Raw genomic sequence first — 14,846 nt, 5'->3', positions numbered from 1 at the left:
TACGGATTCACAGGTTGCCGCGCTTCTCCTGCTCCCGCTCGATCGCCTCGAACAGGGCCTTGAAGTTGCCCTTGCCGAAGCCCATCGAGCCGTGCCGCTCGATGATCTCGAAGAAGACGGTCGGACGGTCCTGGACCGGCTTGGTGAAGATCTGCAGCAGATAGCCGTCCTCGTCACGGTCGGCGAGGATCTTCAGTTCGCGGAGCGTGTCGATGGGGACGCGGGTGTCGCCCACCCACTCGCCGAGGGTGTCGTAGTACGAGTCCGGCGTGTCCAGGAACTGAACTCCCCCGGCGCGCATGGCGCGCACGGTCTCGACGATGTCGTTCGTGTTGAGCGCGATGTGCTGGACGCCCGCGCCGCCGTAGAACTCCAGGTACTCGTCGATCTGGGACTTCTTCTTGGCGATCGCGGGCTCGTTGATCGGGAACTTGACCTTCAGGGTCCCGTCCGCGACGACCTTCGACATCAGCGCGCTGTACTCGGTCGCGATGTCGTCGCCCACGAACTCCTTCATGTTCGTGAAGCCCATGACCTTGTTGTAGAAGCCGACCCACTCGTTCATGCGGCCGAGCTCGACATTGCCGACGCAGTGGTCGATGGCCTGGAAGGTGCGGCGGGCCGGCGGCTCGACGATCGGCTTCGCGGCCACGAAGCCGGGGAGATAGGGGCCCTCGTAGCCCGAGCGGTCGACCAGGGTGTGCCGGGTCTCGCCGTACGTCGCGATCGCGGCGAGGACGACCGTGCCGTGCTCGTCCTTGATCTCGTACGGCTCGGCGACCGAGCGGGCGCCGTGCTCGACGGCGTAGGCGTAGGCGGCGCGGGCGTCCGGGACCTCGATGGCGAGGTCGACGACGCCGTCGCCGTGCGCGGCCACGTGCTCGGAGAGGAAGTGGCCCCACGTGGTGGCGGCCTTGATCACGGAGGTGAAGACGAAGCGCGCCGAGCCGTTCTCGAGGACGTACGACGCCGTCTCGCGGCTGCCGTTCTCCGGTCCGGAGTAGGCCACGAGTTGCATGCCGAAAGCGGTGGAGTAGTAGTGCGCGGCCTGCTTGGCATTGCCGACGGCGAAGACGACCGCGTCCATTCCCTTGACCGGGAAGGGGTCTGCCTGCCGGGCGGTGTCGGGAGTGTGGTGGGTGGTCTGAGTCATGGCCGCAGGCTCCCTCCGTTCCGCAAGGTGCGCAATAGTTTGCGTGTCAGCTGGACAATCTGCTCAGACGATCGCCCGTTTCTGCGGGCGTTCTGTACAGGATGACCATCTCGGAGGTCCCCATGGCGATCGATCATCTGGACGGCCGGCTCCTCGTGCTGCTCGCCGAGGAACCGCGCATCGGCGTCCTGGAGATGTCCCGGCGGCTCGGGGTCGCGCGCGGCACGGTGCAAGCCCGGCTCGACCGGCTTCAATCAAATGGAGTCATCCGGGGTTTCGGGCCGCAGGTGGACCCGGCCGCGCTCGGCTACCCGGTCACGGCATTCGCGACCCTGCAGATCCGGCAGGGACAAGGTGCAGACGTGCGGGCCCACTTGGCGACCGTGCCCGAGGTCCTCGAACTGCACACCACGACCGGCAGCGGCGACATGCTGTGCCGGCTCGTGGCCCGCTCGAACGCCGATCTCCAACGTGTGATCGACCGGGTTGTCGGTTTTGATGGCATCGTCCGGGCCTCCACGGCGATCGTCATGGAGAACCCCGTTCCGCTGCGGATCATCCCGCTGGTGGAGCAGGCGGCGACCGAGCACTGACCGATGAGCGGGGTGAGGCGGCGTGAACTTCTGGGGGTACCTCAGCAGCCGCCACCAGCAGCTGCTCACGGACGCGTACCAGCACGCCAGCGCGGTCTTCCAGTGCATGGTGGTGGCGACGGTCATCGGGGTGCTGATCGGCGTCGTCACCTACCGCAGCGAGTGGGCCGGCAGCCTCGCCACCCTCACCACCTCCGCCCTCCTGACCATCCCGTCGCTCGCCATGATCGGTCTGCTGATCCCGATCGTCGGCCTGGGCGTGCCGCCGACCGTGGTCGCCCTGACGCTGTACGGGCTGCTGCCGATCGTGCGGAACTCGATCGTCGGCCTGCGCGGGGTCGATCCCGCGCTCGTGGACGCGGCGACGGGCATCGGGATGTCGCGGCCGGCCCGGCTGGTGCGGGTGGAGCTGCCGCTGGCCTGGCCGCCGATCCTCACCGGCATCCGGATCTCGACACAGATGCTGATGGGCATCGCGGCGATCGCGGCGTACGCCTCCGGGCCCGGCCTCGGCAACGAGATCTTCCGCGGTATCGGCTCCCTCGGCAGCAAGAACGCGCTCAACCAGGTGCTCGCGGGCACGCTCGGGATCATCATCCTGGCGCTGTTGTTCGACGCCGCGTACGTCCTCATCGGGCGGTTGACCATTCCGAGGGGGATCCGTGCCTGAGACCGCCGAGAGCGCCGAGAGACCCGCGACCGGGCACACGTCCACGACGGGCGCCACCATCGAACTGGAGCACCTCACCAAGCGCTATCCCGGCAGCCGGGCACCCGCCGTGGACAGCGTCAATATGGAGATCAAGGCGGGCGAACTCGTCGTCTTCGTGGGCCCGTCCGGATGCGGCAAGTCCACGACCCTGAAGATGATCAACCGGTTGATCGAGCCGACGGGCGGACGCATCCGCATCGGCGGCGAGGACGTCACCGACATGGATCCGGTGAAGCTGCGCCGCAAGATCGGGTACGCGATCCAGGCCTCCGGGCTCTTCCCGCACATGACGGTCGCCCAGAACATCGCGCTGGTGCCGAAGATGGTCGGCTGGTCCAAGCCGAGGATCAGGTCCCGGGTCGAGGAGATGCTGGACCTGGTCGGGCTCGACCCGGCCGAATTCCACGGCCGCTATCCACGTCAGCTCTCCGGCGGACAGCAGCAACGCGTGGGCGTGGCACGGGCGTTGGCGGCCGACCCGCCCGTCCTGCTGATGGACGAGCCGTTCGGCGCGGTGGACCCGATCACCCGCGACCACCTCCAGGACGAGCTGATCCGGCTCCAGCAGGAGCTGCACAAGACGATCGTCTTCGTCACCCACGACTTCGACGAGGCGATCAAGCTGGGCGACCGGATCGCGGTGCTGCGCGAGCACTCGCACATCGCACAGTTCGACACCCCGGAGGCGATCCTCACCAACCCGGCCGACGACTTCGTGTCGGGGTTCGTGGGCGCGGGGGCTGCTCTCAAGAGACTCAATCTGACGCGCGTACGGGATGTGGAGATCACCGGCTGTCCGACGGTGACCGTCGACGACCCCCTCCAGTCGATCTTCAACCTGCTCCGGGCGAGCGGTACGAACGAGATCCTGCTGCTCGACAAGCGCCGCCGCCCGTACAAGTGGCTGCGGCGCGGCGACCTGATGCGGGCCAAGGGCTCGCTGGCGCGGGCCGGCACGCTGGTGCACGACACGGTGACCAGGGACGCCACGCTGCGGGACGCCCTGGAGGCAGTGCTCACGGACAACACGGGCCGGGTCGCGGTCACCGGGCGGCGCGGCGAGTACATCGGCGTCGTCGACATGGAGACGCTGATGAACTCCGTGCACGAGCTGCTGGAGGCCGACCGGCTGGAGGCGATGGAGCACCGGCACGAGCTGGAGGAGGCGCGCGCCCAGCAGACCCACTTCGAGCAGGAGGGCGTGGACGCCGGAGAGGCGAAGGCGTGAACACACCGCCCACCGATCAGCGGCCCGAGGGCGAGCACGACGTCAAGGGGCTCGCCTTCCGGGACGAGGGCGAGGCCGAGCAGGAGGCCCCGCCGCCGCCCGTCACGTTCCATCGCCGGATCACCTGGCGGAAGCTGACCTTTCTGCCCGCTGTCCTCGTGGCCCTCCTGCTCGCCACCTGGCTCTGGTTCCAGCAGGCGAGCCTCGACCCGATCTCCAAGAACGCCCTGTCGAACGGTCAGGTGTCGAAGGCCTTGTGGCAGCAGATCCAACTGGTCGTGATCTCCACGTTCTTCGTGCTGATCATCGCCATCCCGCTGGGCATCCTGCTCACCCGCAAGACGTTCCGGAAGGCCACCCCGATCACGATGACCATCGCCAACATGGGGCAGGCCACTCCGGCGATCGGTCTGCTGGCACTTCTGGTCATCCTGCTCGGCTCCGGCCAGAAGGCCGCGCTGATCGGCATCATCATCTACGCCGTCCTGCCGGTGCTGTCGAACACGATCGCGGGCCTGAAGGCCAACGACCCGACGCTGCTCGAAGCCGCCCGCGGCATCGGGATGTCCCCGCTGGGCGTCCTGTCCCGGATCGAACTCCCGCTGGCCGTACCGCTGATCCTCGCGGGCGTGCGGACGGCCCTCGTGCTGAACGTGGGCACGGCGACCCTCGCCACCTTCGGCGGAGGCGGCGGTCTGGGCGTCCTCATCACCACCGGAATCACCACCCAGCGCATGCCGGTCCTGGTCCTCGGCTCGATCCTCACGGTGGCGCTCGCGCTGCTCGTCGACTGGCTCGCCTCACTGGCCGAACTGCTGCTCAGACCACGCGGGTTGGAGGCGGGGTCATGAGGGGTTTCATGGCCTGTGCGGTCGCCGGCGGGCTGCTGCTGGCCTCCGGCTGCGGGCTGACCAGCGGCTCCCCCATGGTCGACGACGTCAAGCCCGGCTCGATCGGGCAGGCCGAGCCGCTCAAGGGCGCCGACCTGACCGTCACCTCCAAGGAGTTCACCGAGCAGCTGATCCTCGGCGCGATCATGGGCATCGCCTTCCAGGCGGCCGGCGCGGATGTGCTGGACCGCACCGGCATCCAGGGGTCGATCGGCGCCCGCGAAGCCGTCAAGAGCGGGGACGCGGACGCCATGTACGAGTACACGGGCACGGCCTGGATCACCTATCTCGGCAACAGCACGCCCATCCCCGACCCGCAGAAGCAGTGGGAGGCGGTACGCGACGCCGACCTCAAGAACGGCCTGACCTGGCTGCCGCCGTCCGCCCTCAACAACACGTACGCGCTCGCCATGAACCAGGCCAACTTCAAGAAATACGGCACGAAGACGCTCTCCGACGTGGCCGCGCTGGCCGACAAGGACCCCGGCGCGGTGACGCTGTGCGTGGAGAGCGAGTTCGCCAACCGGGCCGACGGGCTGCCCGGCATGGAGAAGACGTACGGAATGAGCCTGCCGGCGAAGAACATCACGCAGATGGACACCGGGATCATCTACTCCCAGGTGGCGAAGGGCAGTTGCACCTACGGCGAGGTGTTCACCACCGACGGGCGCATCAAGTCGATGAACCTGCAGGTGATGCAGGACAACAAGAAGTTCTTCCCCAACTACAACGCGGCGCCCGTGATCAACTCCAAGGCCCTGAAGAAGTATCCGGCGATCGCCGGGGTCATCGATCCGGTGACGAAGAAGCTGAACAACGCGGTGGCCCAGGAGTTGAACGCGAAGGTGGACGTGGACGGCCAGGATCCGCATCAGGTGGCGTTGGACTGGATGAAGGCGGAGGGGTTCGTCAAGGGCGGGTGAGGTGCCCCGGAAGCGTACGAAGCTCGCCTCCGAGGACTTACAGAGAAGTAGTTGCAAAGAAGCCCTTGCAACTACTTCTTTGCAACGCTACTTTTGCATGCATGCAGGAGCGCGAAGAACCCACGACACCGGCCTCGAGCGAACTGGCCCCCCGCACCCTCGACGCCCGCTCGCTGCGCGGCCTCGCGCACCCGCTGCGCATGCAGCTGCTGAGCGCGCTGCGGCGCGGTGGACCGGCCACCGCGTCCCAACTGGCGGCGAAACTGGGAGAGTCCAGCGGAGCGACCAGCTACCACCTGCGCCAGCTCGCCGCGCACGGCTTCGTCGAGGACGCCCCGGAACACGGCAAGGGGCGGGAGCGCTGGTGGAAGGCCGTCCACCAGGGGCTCATCTACGACAGCACCCGGTTCACGGGCTCCGATCCGGAGCTGCGCGGAGCGGAGGACACCTTCCTGCACGAGATCGCGAACACCCACACCCGCGAGCTGTCCACCTGGATCGCCACCCGGGCCGAATGGCCCACGGCCTGGTCCGGGGCCACGGACATGAGCGACATGACGCTGCGGCTGACGCCCGAACTCGCCACCGAGCTCGTCGCCAGGATGCACGAACTCATGGAGAACTACCGCGCGTCGGCTCCCGCCGAGGACACCCCGGACGCCGAGCAGGTCCGCATCCACACGCACGTCTTCCCCATCAACCAGAGCTGAACGGAGAAGCACCGATGCTGCACCCCGACACGCACCTCGCCCTGCACCACACCCGCGCCGCCGAGCTCCGCGCCGAGGCCGACGCCCACCGGCTGGCGGCCGAAGCCAGGCAGCCGGGCGAACTGCGCACCCGCCTCGGCTGGACCCTCGTAGAGGTCGGCCTCCGCCTCGCCGCCGCCCCGAAACCGGTGGTCGCCGCCTAACAGCTCGGTACCGAGCCCTTCCCCTTCTCCAGGGAGACCAGGGAGTCCACCGCGCCCTTCAGGGTGGTCACCGGAATCAGTCGCAGCCCCTTGGGAAGCTCCGCCTTCGCGTCCGAGCACTCCGCCTTCGGGACCAGGAAGACCGTCGCGCCGTCGCGGCGGGCGGCCTGCGTCTTGAGGGCGACGCCCCCGACCGCGCCGACCTTGCCGTCGGCGTCGATCGTCCCCGTACCCGCGATGGTGCGGCCCCCCGTGAGGTCGCCGCCGCTGCCGTCGCCGTCCAGTTTGTCGACGATGCCGAGCGAGAAGAGCAGTCCGGCGCTGGGGCCGCCGACGTCTGCGAGCTTGAGGGTGACCTTGACGTCGTTCTTCTCGTGGAGGTACGAGAGCGCCGCCTCGGTCGCCGTGTCCTGGGACTCCTTCATCTGCTCGGCGTTGTGCTGCTCGATCTCCTTGACGCTGTTCCCGCTCGGGTAGACCGAGTCGCGCGGCATCACGGCCCGGTCGGTGGCGAACCAGGCGTCGAGCACATCACTGAGCGAGACGCTCGCGTCCGGGCCCGTCGCCTCGATCGTCGTCATCCGCAGCTGCCCGCTGGTGTCCCGCGTGGGCGCCCCGCTGATCGTGATCACCGGGTCGCCCTGGTTCTCGCCGAGGACGTTCGCCGTCATGCCGGGCTCCGCCAGGGAGAACGGCAGCGGCGCGAACACCGCCGTGGCGAGCAGAGCCACGAGGGGGAGGGCGCAGAGGGCGACGGCCTTGGGACGTGTGAGGCGAGAGAGCACAGGATCAATCTAACGTCACCGCTCGACGCGGCTCCCCCGGCGGGATCAATCCCACATCACCGCCGGGCTCGGCCCCCGTACAGGTCCCGCCGTGCGGTGGTGAAGCGGCGCAGCGCCTCCGGGAGCGGTTCGATGCCGATGCCGGGCGTACGCGGGACCGGCAGATGGCCGTCCTCGAGGACGAACGGCTCGGTGATGTCCTCGGCGAAGTAGCGGCTGGAGGCGGAGGTGTCACCGGGGAGGGTGAAGCCGGGCAGGGCCGCCAGCGCCAGGTTCGGTGCTCGGCCGATACCCGTCTCCAGCATGCCGCCGCACCACGCCGGCAGCCCGTGCGCGTGCGCGACGTCGTGGATGCGGCGGGCCTCCAGATAGCCGCCGACCCGGGCGGGCTTCACGTTCACGACCCGGCAGGCGTCCATGGCGATCGCGGATGCGGTGTCGCGGGCGCTGTGCAGCGACTCGTCGAGGCAGACAGGGGTGGCGATGCGCTTCTGGAGCTGCGCGTGCGCGTGGAGGTTGTTCTCCTCCAGCGGTTCCTCGATGAGCAGCAGACCGAACGCGTCGAGCCGGCGCAGCTGCTCGGCGTCCGCGAGCGAGTACGCCGTGTTCGCGTCCACCTGGAGCGGCAGTCCGTCCCCGAAGCGCTCGCGCACCGCCCGTACGGGCTCCAGGTCCCAGCCGGGTTCGATCTTCAGCTTGATGCGGACGTACCCCTCGGCGAGGTAGCGCTCGACGTCGTCGAGGAGTGCCGGGACGGACTCCTTGATGCCGACGGACACTCCGGCGGGCACCCGGTCGCGCACCGCCCCGAGGTAGGTCGCGAGCGGCATGGCGTGCGCGCGCAGCTCGGCGTCGAGGACGGCCGTCTCCAGGGCCGCCTTGGCCAGCTCGTGCCCCTTGATCTTCGCCATCGCGGGCGCGAGCGCGGCCGCCGTGAGCTCCGGGAGGGCGGCCACCCGCGGCAGCAGGAAGTCGCGGAGCACGATCTCGGCGCCGGCCACGAACTCCGAGCAGTACAGCGGCTCGGGGTCGGCGGCGAACTCCGACCAGCCCTCGGCCGCGTCCGTGACGACGTGCAGGAGGAAGGTGTCCTTCGTCGTCATGGTCCCGAAGGACGTACGGAAGGGTGTGACGAGAGGCAGGGCGATGTGGACGACTTCGACGCGTTCGAGTTTCATGCGTGGCCTTCACTGGACGGGCGGGTGAGGGTGTACCAGCCGTCCCTGGACATCCCCGTGGCGGTGTAGCCCTCGGCGAAGGCCTCCGTGAAGACCTTCCGGACGGCGTGCCGCCAGCGCAGTGCCAGCAGCGGGTCGGCGGTGCGCAGCTTGACGATGTCGTCCGGTACCCGGCACCAGACACGGCTGTCGGCGAGGTCGCGGCGGGCCAGCGGGTCGCCGTCGGGGGCGCGGTGGGTGGCGGGCGCGGCGTCGCGGTCGCCTTCCCCCGCGGTACGGGAACCGGGCGCGGCGAGGTCCCAGGTCACCGTCAGCCGGTCGCTCTCGTCGCCGTCGTTCACGCCGTCGGCCATCGGCCCGTAGAAGTCGACGAGGTACTCCGTGCCCGCGGCGCCCAGCTTGACCAGGTTGAAGCGGGCGTTGCGGCCGACCAGCGGGTCGAAGGTCCAGCGCATGGTGCGGGCGCCGCGCTCCAGGGCCCAGACGCGCTGGGCCTGCTTCACGGCGTACCCGACCCCGCGGTCGGAGGCGACGGCCGCGGCCACGAAGGAGTACACGTCCGCCTCGCCGGGGGGCCCGAAGACGGCCACGGAGGCTCCGGTGAGCCGCTCCCCGGCCAGCGAGTACGCGGCGTGCACCGCGCCGCCCGCGTGGACGAGGCTGTGCAGCACCTCGGCCGGGTACGGCGGGGTGCTGCGCGGGGTCTGCCAGACGTCGCTGAAGAAGTCGGCCACGGCGGCGATGCCGGTGACGTCATGGACGGTGCGGAGGGTGACGCCTGCCGCGTCGGCGGCGGCCGACGCGAGATCTCGTACACCGGTCGCCGCTGTGCCGCCCGGCGCAGAGTCCGTCGCCACTGCCGCGGAACCGTGTGCCACGGGGTCGTCCGCCATGAGGCCGCCTGCCCTGCCTTCTCCTGTCATGAGGTCGAGTCTCGGAGCTGTCGGCGGCTCCCGCGTTGTGCATCAGGACAACACACGCGTACATTCCTGATGAGATCGGCCAACCTGGTAGGGCGATCCCGGTCGGCCGCCCCGGTCGGCAGCCCGATCGGCCAACCTGGAAGACCGATCCCGATCGACCAATCCCGATCAGCCACACCGATCGACCACCCCGATCAGCCACACCGATCGACCACCCCGATCAGCCACCCCGATCGACCAATCCCGATCGACCAATCCCGATCGACCAACCCCGATCGGCCAACCCCGGAGGAGGGAACCCCATGGATGCCTGCACTCTCGGCGATCTGCTGGACGTCCTAGGCGGCCCCTCCGTACGCCTGCACACCGCGCCGGCCGGGCTCACCGTGCCGGTCACCGAGGCGCTGCTGTACGACGCCCACGCCCCGCTGCCCCGCGCCCCCGGAGCGCTGCTGCTCGCGGTCGGGGTGCGCGCGTCCGCGGCGGGGCCGCTGGCGCGGGCCGCGGCGGAGGCAGGGATGAGCGGGCTCGTGGTCCGCGGCCCGGACGGCCCGCTCGCGGAGGCCGAGTCCGCGGGTGTGGCCCTGCTGTCGGTGGACGAGGACGCCGCCTGGCACCACGTGCACCTGTTGCTCGCCTCGGCGATCGGCGCCCGCCCGTCGACCGCGGGGAGCGGGCTCGGGGACCTGTTCGCGCTGGCCGACGCGGTGGCCACGGCCGTCGGCGGAGCCACGGCCGTCGAGGACCCGCGCCAGCGGATCCTCGCGTACTCGACCGTGCCGGGGCAGCCGGTCGACGAGGACCGCAGGCAGGGCATCCTCGGCCTCCAGGTGCCGACCAGCCCGGCGAACTCGGAGCAGTACCGGGTGCTGTTCGCGGCCGACGGCCCGGTCCGGCTGCCCGCGCTCGACGGCGGCCCGGGTGACCCCGCCGGCATCCTCCCCCGCCTCGCCGTCGCCGTCCGCGCCGGCGGCGAGACCCTCGGCTCGCTCTGGGTCGTGGACGACGGCAACCTCGCGCCCGACGCCGAGGAGGCCCTCGCACAGGGCGCGTCCACGGCGGCGTTGCTCCTGCTGCGCGCGCGGGCCGCCCAGGAGCTGGCCCGGCACCAGAACGGGGACCTGCTGCGCCGCCTGCTCGACGGCACCGCGGACCCGGCCGGCGCCGCCCACCGCCTGGGCCTCGGCCTCGGTCCCGAAGGAGATCCGGCGCCCGTCCGCGTGGCCGCCTTCGTCCTCGACTCGGCCGTCTCGGCGGCGGACGTCGAGCAGACCGCGCTGCGGCTCCTGGACCTCGTACGGCTCCAGTGCGAGGCGCGCTACGGGCGGCACGCGTGCGTGCTCGTCGACGGAGTCGTGTACGCGCTGCTGCCGGCGCTCGGCGAGCGCGGCGGAGCCCGGCACCAGCGGCTTGCCGAGGACATCGTGCGACGGGCCGGGCCGGCGCTGCGGGTGCCGGTGCGGGCGGGGCTGGGCGATGTCGTGCCCGGGCTCGCGGAGGTGGCGGCCTCCCGGGCCGACGCGGACCTCGTCCTGCGCGTCCTCGGACCGGAGCTGCCGGTGGCGTCCGTGGCGGAGGTACGGCCGCGCGTCACCCTCCTCCGCCTCACCGAAGTCCTGGGCGAGCGGCGGGAGTTGAGTGCAGGGGCGTGGCGGACCGTGCTCTCGTACGACACCGAGCACGGCACCGACTACGCCCGCACCCTCGTCTCCTGGCTGGACGCCGGCTGCGACATGGCGGGCGCGGCCCGGCTGCTCGCCGTACACCCCAACACCTGCCGCTATCGCCTGCGGCAGGCCCAGCAGCAGCTCGGCATCGACCTCGACGATCCCGACGAACGGCTCGTTCTGTGGCTGCAGTTGCGGACGCTGGCGGGGCTCAGGGCGGCGCCGTCAGCCAGCTCCTGAGCCGCTCCTCGCACACGCGCAGCTGCGCCACCGGCACGTACTCGCCCGCCGTGTGCGCCAACAGCGGGTCTCCGGGGCCGCAGTTGAGCGCCGGGACACCGAGCGCGGCGAACCGGGCGACATCGGTCCAGCCGAGCTTCGGACGGGGCATCACACCGAGCACGCCGACGAGCGAGGCCACGGCTTCCTGGCCGAGCCCGGGCAGGGCGCCCGGCACCACCTCGGTGACGTCGACGTCGTACTCCGGGAAGAGGTCGCGTACGTACGCCTCCGCCTCCTTCGGCGAACGGCTGGGCGCGAAACGGGAGTTGATCGTGACCACGCACTCGTCGGGTACGACATTGCCCGCGACCCCGGACCGTACGGCGACGGCGTTCAGCCCTTCCCGGTACTCCAGGCCGTCGATCACGACCCGCGCGGGAGTGTGGTCGGCCAGCCGCTGGAGGACGGCCCCGGCGCGGTGCGCGGCGTTCACGCCCGTCCAGGCGCGCGCGGTGTGCGCACGCTCGCCGCGCACCGTGATGTCGGCCATGAGGACGCCCTGGCAGCCGGCCTCGACCCCGGCGTCGGAGGGCTCCATGAGGATCGCGAAGTCGGCCTCGAGGAGATCCGGCCGCTCGGCGGCGATCCCGCCGAGCCCGTTGCGGTCGCCCTCGACCTCCTCGCACTCGTAGAAGACGTACGTGATGTCGCGCGCGGCCGGCACGGGGACGGTGGCCGCCAGCCGCAGGGCGACCGCGACGCCGCCCTTCATGTCGCAGGCGCCGAGGCCGTACAGCAGGTCGCCGTCCAGGCGGGAGGGCAGGTTCCCGGCGGCGGGGACGGTGTCCAAGTGGCCCGCGATCACGACCCGTTCGGGGTGGCCGAGGTCCGTGCGGGCGACCACCGAGTCGCCGACGCGTTCGACGGTGAGGTGCGCGAGCCCGGTGAGGGCCGCCTCCACGGCGTCCGCGAGCCGGGCCTCCTCGCCGCTCTCGGAGGGGATGTCGACGAGGACCCGGGTGAGAGTGACGACGTCGGTGGTGAGGTCGAGGGAGGTCACGCCGGCTCCCGTGCGTCGTGCGCCGCGTGTCCGTCGTGCGCCGTGCGGCCGAGCTTGGAGTTCTTGATCCCGTACAGCCAGTAGATCACCAGGCCGACGGCCATCCACACGCCGAACGCGACCCACGTGTCCGTCCCCAGGCTGAACAGCATGTACGCGCAGAAGCCGACGCCCAGGATCGGTGTGACGGGCGAGAAGGGCACCCGGAAGGAGCGGGGCGCCTCGGGGCTGCGGCGGCGCAGCAGGATGACGGCCAGGTTGACCAGCATGAAGGCGAAGAGCGTGCCGATGCTGGTGGCGTCGGCGAGGGCGCCCAGCGGGATCAGCGCGGCGAGCACGGCGATGAAGCCGGAGACGATGACCGTGTTGGCGCGCGGCACCCCGGTGGTGGGGTGCACCTTGGAGAACAGCGACGGTACGAGTCCGTCCCGGGACATCGCGAAGAGAATGCGGATCTGCCCGTACTGGACGGTGAGGACGACGCTGGTGGTAGCGACGACCGCACCGATGGAGAGGAGGATCGGCCAGAGACTGCCGCCGCCCACCGACTGCACGAGCACCTCGCTCAGCGTGGCCTCGGTCCCCTCGAACTTCTGCCACGGCATGGCACCGAGCGCGGCGACCGCGACGAGGACGTACAGCGCGGTGACGAGGACCAGGGACAGGATGATCGCGCGCGGGAGATCGCGCTGCGGGTTCTTGGCCTCCTCGCCGGCCGTCGAGGCGGCGTCGAAGCCGATGTAGGAGAAGAAGAGCGAGGCGGCGCCCGCACTCATGCCGGCCGTGCCGAGCGGGAAGAGGGGCGTGAAGTTCCCGGCGCGGAAGGCGGTGAAGGCGACCGCGCAGAACATGACCAGGGCGGCGATCTTCACGCCGACCATGAGGGTGTTGGCGACGGCGCTCTCGCGGGCGCCCCGCAGCAGGACGACCATGGAGAGGACCACGATGGCGGCGGCGGGGATGTTCAGCACACCGCCGTCACCGGGCGGCGCGCTGAGGGAATCGGGCAGGGTCACCCCGACGGTCAGTTCCAGCAGTTCATTGACGTACTCCCCCCAGCCGACCGCGACGGCGGCCACCGACACCCCGTACTCCAGGATCAGACACCAGCCGCAGACCCAGGCGACGAGCTCGCCGAGGGTCGCGTAGGCGTAGCTGTAGGAGGAGCCCGAGCCCGGGATCATGCCCGCCAGCTCGGCGTACGACAGCGCGGAGAACAGCGCGGTCACCCCGGCGAGCACGAACGACACGACGATCGCGGGCCCGGCCTCGGGAACGGCCTCCCCGAGCACCACGAAGATCCCGGTCCCGAGCGTGGCCCCCACACTGAGCAACGTGAGCTGCCCGACCCCCATGGTCCGCTTGAGCGGACTCCTGGCAGCCTCGGCAACCAGCGCCCCGACCCCTTGCCGCCGCGTCAGCCGAGCCGCCCACCCGCCCTCTTGCCCGACATCCGCCCGCGTACGCACTGTCTCCACCGGGCCACTCCCTCCACCGTTCCGCCATCAGTGCACCGATGATGCGGACGGCGGGACGGCGGGCGGTGGGCCTATCGGCCAGAGATACGGGAGGCGCTTTGGCGGGTCGGCCAAAGTCAGGGGACAGCCGGAAACACGGCCCTGCACAGCTGTGGGCAAATGTGCCACTGGGGAGGCACCCGTCCCGAAGAACGGCGGCACCCATCCCGAAGAAAGCGGCGCCCGTCCCGTCCCAAAGAAAGCGGCACCCGTCTCGCCCCGAAGAAAGCGGCGCCCGTCCCCTCCCAAAGAAAGCGGCGCCCGTCCCCTCCCAAGGGAAGCGGCTCCCTGTAAGCGCCGGGCTGCGCGACCCACCACACCCGCCCCCGCCCTCCGAGCCCAGCCCCGACGCCGGGTACCCGGTGAGCCGGCGTCAGCGCAAGGCGTCCGCGACCTCCCGGGCCGCGTCCACCACGCGAGGCCCGACCCGCTCGGGCACAGAGTCGGCGAGCATCACGACGCCGACGCTGCCCTCAACGCCCGTCACCCCGATCAGCGGCGCCGCAGCCCCACTGGCCCCCGCCTCCAACTCCCCATGCGTCAGCGTGTACCCCGGCTCCCCCACCGGCGCCTGCCGAGCCGCGAGAATCGCCCGCCCCGCAGCCCCCCGGTCCAGCGGATGCCGGAACCCGGCGCGATAGGCGACGTGGTAATCTGTCCACGTCGGCTCCACGACCGCGACGGCCAGCGCCTCGGTCCCATCGACCAGCGTGAGATGAGCGGTGGCGCCGATGTCCTCGGCCAGCGACCGCAACGCGGGCAGCGCGGCCTCCCGTACCAACGGATGCACCTGGCGGCCCAGCCGCAGCACCCCGAGCCCGACCCGGGCACGGCCGCCCAGATCACGGCGCACGAGAGCGTGCTGCTCCAACGTGGCGAGCAACCGGTACACAACGGTCCGGTTGACACCGAGTTTGTTCGACAGTTCGGTGACGGTCAGCCCGTGATCCGTGTCGGCGAGCAGCTTGAGGACGCGCAGTCCCCGGTCGAGCGTCTGAGAGGTCTCCGCGGTCACGACGCCCACTCCTTCGTGGTGAGGTCGACGGCCCCCTCGCGGCGGTTGCGACACCGAGTCCCGTCGG

At 70.7% G+C, this 14,846-nt stretch carries 15 protein-coding genes; 8 read left to right on the top strand and 7 right to left on the bottom strand.

Annotation, left to right across the window (positions count from 1 at the left end; translation table 11 throughout):
* Positions 1 to 7: 7 nt before the first annotated feature.
* Positions 8 to 1,153 (bottom strand): 4-hydroxyphenylpyruvate dioxygenase, encoded by a 1,146-nt coding sequence (hppD, locus tag ACIBK0_RS18055; protein WP_399080693.1) that lies wholly within the window; start codon positions 1,151 to 1,153, stop codon positions 8 to 10.
* A gap of 122 nt (positions 1,154 to 1,275) precedes the next feature.
* Here hppD and ACIBK0_RS18050 point away from each other — a divergent pair, with 122 nt between their 5' ends.
* The 7 genes from ACIBK0_RS18050 to ACIBK0_RS18020 all read left to right on the top strand — a co-directional run bounded on the left by ACIBK0_RS18050 (position 1,276) and on the right by ACIBK0_RS18020 (position 6,412).
* Positions 1,276 to 1,746, top strand: coding sequence for an Lrp/AsnC family transcriptional regulator (locus ACIBK0_RS18050; RefSeq protein WP_189184758.1), 471 nt, complete (start codon positions 1,276 to 1,278; stop codon positions 1,744 to 1,746).
* A 22-nt stretch (positions 1,747 to 1,768) separates the two neighbouring features.
* Positions 1,769 to 2,416, top strand: a complete 648-nt coding sequence (locus tag ACIBK0_RS18045) for an ABC transporter permease (protein WP_399080691.1) — start codon at positions 1,769 to 1,771, stop codon at positions 2,414 to 2,416.
* Positions 2,409 to 3,686, top strand: coding sequence for a betaine/proline/choline family ABC transporter ATP-binding protein (locus ACIBK0_RS18040; RefSeq protein WP_399080689.1), 1,278 nt, complete (start codon positions 2,409 to 2,411; stop codon positions 3,684 to 3,686). The genes ACIBK0_RS18045 and ACIBK0_RS18040 overlap by 8 nt, the downstream gene beginning before the upstream one ends.
* Positions 3,683 to 4,537, top strand: a complete 855-nt coding sequence (locus ACIBK0_RS18035) for an ABC transporter permease (RefSeq protein ID WP_399080687.1) — start codon at positions 3,683 to 3,685, stop codon at positions 4,535 to 4,537. The genes ACIBK0_RS18040 and ACIBK0_RS18035 overlap by 4 nt, the downstream gene beginning before the upstream one ends.
* A complete protein-coding gene (locus tag ACIBK0_RS18030; RefSeq protein WP_399080685.1) occupies positions 4,534 to 5,499 on the top strand; it encodes a glycine betaine ABC transporter substrate-binding protein in 966 nt (321 codons plus the stop codon). Before ACIBK0_RS18035 ends, ACIBK0_RS18030 begins: the two co-directional genes overlap by 4 nt.
* 101 nt (positions 5,500 to 5,600) lie before the next feature.
* The gene (locus ACIBK0_RS18025; protein ID WP_399080683.1) at positions 5,601 to 6,209 is read left to right on the top strand and encodes an ArsR/SmtB family transcription factor; all 609 of its coding nucleotides are present in this window, start codon (positions 5,601 to 5,603) and stop codon (positions 6,207 to 6,209) included.
* A gap of 17 nt (positions 6,210 to 6,226) precedes the next feature.
* Positions 6,227 to 6,412, top strand: a complete 186-nt coding sequence (locus ACIBK0_RS18020; protein ID WP_399080946.1) for a hypothetical protein — start codon at positions 6,227 to 6,229, stop codon at positions 6,410 to 6,412.
* On the opposite strand, the gene ACIBK0_RS18015 is transcribed toward ACIBK0_RS18020, so the two are convergent.
* Genes ACIBK0_RS18015 through ACIBK0_RS18005 form a run of 3 tightly spaced genes read right to left on the bottom strand, consistent with a single transcriptional unit; the run spans position 6,409 to position 9,298 of the window.
* Positions 6,409 to 7,197, bottom strand: a complete 789-nt coding sequence (locus ACIBK0_RS18015; RefSeq protein WP_399080681.1) for a PDZ domain-containing protein — start codon at positions 7,195 to 7,197, stop codon at positions 6,409 to 6,411. The two genes, ACIBK0_RS18020 and ACIBK0_RS18015, sit on opposite strands and share 4 nt — an antisense overlap.
* Before the next feature lie 56 nt (positions 7,198 to 7,253).
* Complete coding sequence (gene menC / locus ACIBK0_RS18010; RefSeq protein ID WP_399080679.1) at positions 7,254 to 8,375, bottom strand: o-succinylbenzoate synthase; 1,122 nt, start codon at positions 8,373 to 8,375, stop codon at positions 7,254 to 7,256.
* Entirely contained in the window at positions 8,372 to 9,298 is a 927-nt protein-coding gene (locus tag ACIBK0_RS18005; protein WP_399080677.1) for a chorismate synthase, read from the bottom strand. Before ACIBK0_RS18005 ends, menC begins: the two co-directional genes overlap by 4 nt.
* 302 nt (positions 9,299 to 9,600) lie before the next feature.
* Between ACIBK0_RS18005 and ACIBK0_RS18000 the strand changes: the two genes are divergently transcribed.
* The gene (locus ACIBK0_RS18000; protein WP_399080675.1) at positions 9,601 to 11,205 is read left to right on the top strand and encodes a PucR family transcriptional regulator; all 1,605 of its coding nucleotides are present in this window, start codon (positions 9,601 to 9,603) and stop codon (positions 11,203 to 11,205) included.
* Here the strand turns inward: ACIBK0_RS18000 and dapE are convergent.
* From dapE to ACIBK0_RS17985, 3 genes are all read right to left on the bottom strand, one after another.
* Positions 11,177 to 12,247 carry a succinyl-diaminopimelate desuccinylase gene (gene dapE / locus ACIBK0_RS17995; protein ID WP_399080673.1) on the bottom strand — a complete coding sequence of 357 codons (1,071 nt, stop codon included), beginning with the start codon at positions 12,245 to 12,247 and terminating at the stop codon, positions 11,177 to 11,179. The genes ACIBK0_RS18000 and dapE overlap by 29 nt on opposite strands.
* Positions 12,244 to 13,716: an amino acid permease gene (locus ACIBK0_RS17990; RefSeq protein WP_399080944.1), complete on the bottom strand. Its 1,473-nt coding sequence runs from the start codon at positions 13,714 to 13,716 to the stop codon at positions 12,244 to 12,246. Before ACIBK0_RS17990 ends, dapE begins: the two co-directional genes overlap by 4 nt.
* Positions 13,717 to 14,137: 421 nt before the next feature.
* On the bottom strand, positions 14,138 to 14,779 hold the full coding sequence (locus ACIBK0_RS17985; protein WP_189184748.1) for an IclR family transcriptional regulator: 642 nt from the start codon (positions 14,777 to 14,779) through the stop codon (positions 14,138 to 14,140).
* Positions 14,780 to 14,846: the final 67 nt, after the last annotated feature.

This window comes from Streptomyces sp. NPDC050564, from assembly GCF_044457265.1.
In the GTDB taxonomy this organism is placed as follows: Bacteria; Actinomycetota; Actinomycetes; order Streptomycetales; family Streptomycetaceae; genus Streptomyces.
Note: the sequence above shows the minus strand (reverse complement) of the source record. Positions and strands in the feature narration are given on the sequence as shown.

What these genes read in the sequence shown, in the direction of transcription:
- hppD (WP_399080693.1), bottom strand. Translation starts at nt 1,153, where the DNA reads ATGACTCAGACCACCCACCACACTCCCGACACCGCCCGGCAGGCAGAC.
- ACIBK0_RS18050 (WP_189184758.1), top strand. Translation starts at nt 1,276, where the DNA reads ATGGCGATCGATCATCTGGACGGCCGGCTCCTCGTGCTGCTCGCCGAG.
- ACIBK0_RS18030 (WP_399080685.1), top strand. Translation starts at nt 4,534, where the DNA reads ATGAGGGGTTTCATGGCCTGTGCGGTCGCCGGCGGGCTGCTGCTGGCC.
- ACIBK0_RS18025 (WP_399080683.1), top strand. Translation starts at nt 5,601, where the DNA reads ATGCAGGAGCGCGAAGAACCCACGACACCGGCCTCGAGCGAACTGGCC.
- menC (WP_399080679.1), bottom strand. Translation starts at nt 8,375, where the DNA reads ATGAAACTCGAACGCGTCGAAGTCGTCCACATCGCCCTGCCTCTCGTC.
- ACIBK0_RS18005 (WP_399080677.1), bottom strand. Translation starts at nt 9,298, where the DNA reads ATGACAGGAGAAGGCAGGGCAGGCGGCCTCATGGCGGACGACCCCGTG.
- ACIBK0_RS18000 (WP_399080675.1), top strand. Translation starts at nt 9,601, where the DNA reads ATGGATGCCTGCACTCTCGGCGATCTGCTGGACGTCCTAGGCGGCCCC.